At 46.0% G+C, this 1,186-nt stretch carries 2 protein-coding genes; both read left to right on the plus strand.

All coding sequences use genetic code 11. The annotated features are described in order from the left end of the window. The coding region (locus tag EJQ19_RS31000) for a transposase (protein ID WP_126145076.1) at positions 1–285 on the plus strand (285 nt) is incomplete at its 5' end. Positions 286–296: 11 nt separating this feature from the next. Continuing rightward, positions 297–1,157, plus strand: a complete 861-nt coding sequence (locus EJQ19_RS31005) for an IS3 family transposase (protein WP_241243166.1) — start codon at positions 297–299, stop codon at positions 1,155–1,157. The last annotated feature ends 29 nt before the right edge of the window (positions 1,158–1,186 follow it).

Raw genomic sequence — 1,186 nt, forward strand, 5'->3', positions numbered from 1 at the left:
AAGAAGCAGACGGTAAAGTACATTTTAGAGCAAGGTAAATCAATGCCGCAGTTGGCCGAAGAACTCGGGATATCTGCAGGCGTTCTGCATAACTGGAAGGCAGAATACCGCGATGAATTACAGACGGAGTCTTTGGCCACACCGGAAAGAGTGCGTCAACTGGAGCAACAGTTACGTGAGAAGGACCTGGAAAATCAGGAGAAAGAACGTGTGAATCAAGATCTCCAAGAGGAACTCGCCATTCTAAAAAAGGCGCTGCACATCTTCAGCAAAGAAAGGAACTAAGGTTCCAGTTCATCGAAGATCATCGCTCCGAGTTTCGATTGGAGAAGATGTGTAACGTGTTAAAAGTGTCCAGGAGCGGCTATTACAAGTGGAAATCGGCTGATGTTTCTGAGCGTGCCAAGCGTAAAGAGAAACTAACTAAACGCATTATATGGCATTACTACGACTCCGATGAAACCTATGGGAGCCCGAGAATACACAAGGAGCTTCTAAAGGAAGGCTGGACCGTAGCGGAACGTACGGTTGGTCTCATTATGCGCGAACAAGGGTTGCGCTCATGTATGGCACGGAAGTTCAGAGTCACGACGACAGATTCTAATCACGATCAGCCTATTGCTCCCAATGTTCTTGAGCAAGATTTTAAAGCAACAAAGCCAAACGAAAAGTGGGTAGCTGATATTACCTACATCCCCTGCTGCCAAGGAAAGCTCTACCTAGCCAGCATCTTAGACCTGTACACGAAAGAAATTGTTGGGTGGAAACTAAGCGGACGAATGACGACTGACTTGGTGATGGAAGCGTTAGACCAGGCGTACGACTCCAAGAAGCCCGGAAAAGGTCTCATCCATCATTCTGATCGCGGCTCACAGTATGCCTCAAAGGAATACCGCGAGCAGTTAGAAAGCTATCAGATGAAGCCGAGCATGAGTCGTAAGGGCAACTGCTATGACAATGCTTGTATTGAGGCCTTTCACAGCATCCTAAAACGTGAGTGTATCTACAGCAAACCCAAATTTAAGACGAAACAAGAAGCACAGGAAAAGTTGTTCCAGTACATTGAGTTTTTTTACAACCGGAAACGATCTAACAGCACGATAGGCTACATGTCGCCAGTACGCTTCGAAAAGTTATACTACCAGAGCGTAGCTTAACTAAAGTAGTGTCTACTTTCTTGACAGAA

The organism is Paenibacillus whitsoniae (assembly GCF_003955665.1).
Taxonomy (GTDB): Bacteria; Bacillota; Bacilli; order Paenibacillales; family NBRC-103111; genus Paenibacillus_E; species Paenibacillus_E whitsoniae.